Source organism: Mesorhizobium sp. A623 (genome assembly GCF_054489405.1).
Genome location: NZ_JBTMXB010000151.1, coordinates 1 through 542 on the forward strand (window position 1 = coordinate 1; position 542 = coordinate 542).

Sequence of the window (542 nt, forward strand, 5' to 3'; positions counted from 1 at the left end):
GCCACGTGTACGGAACCGTTTCGCTCGCGAACGGTTGGTGCACGTAAACCCAGGAGATATTGAAATGATGTTACGCAACACGCTTGCTATCACCATCCTTCTCGCGGGAACCGCATTCGCGGCTGCCCAAACGGTCATAGTCTCCCCCGAACAGGAGATCGTGGTCCGTGAATACGTGAAAACCAACCCGGTAGTCGTTGACCGTCCATCCAACTTTGAACTGGCAGTCGGGGCGATCATCCCGGATATCCTCAAGCCGGGTGAGCTTGCCGAAAACACGCTGGATACCAAGTATCAGTATGTCGTCATGGACGGCCGCACCGTTCTGATCGAGCCGGAAACCCGCAAGGTCGTACACATCATCGACTGATCCGGCGGGCGCCCTGGATGAAGGAACACTGCATCGGGGCGCCTTTACCACCCGACAGAGAAAGAAATTAACTGCCGCAATAGATCGACCCCATCCCTGATCGGGCCGCCTCTGAACTAAGCCGCCTTCCGCCGTGCCTCTCGCTGGTGCGAAATTAAAAGGGCCTGCTGTA

1 protein-coding gene is annotated in these 542 nt (G+C 56.6%); it reads left to right on the plus strand.

Annotated features, from left to right (window positions below; translation table 11 throughout):
- On the plus strand, window positions 1-370 hold a 370-nt coding region (locus ACX3P1_RS28360), incomplete at its 5' end, for a DUF1236 domain-containing protein (protein ID WP_459083167.1).
- Between the last annotated feature and the right edge of the window lie 172 nt (window positions 371-542).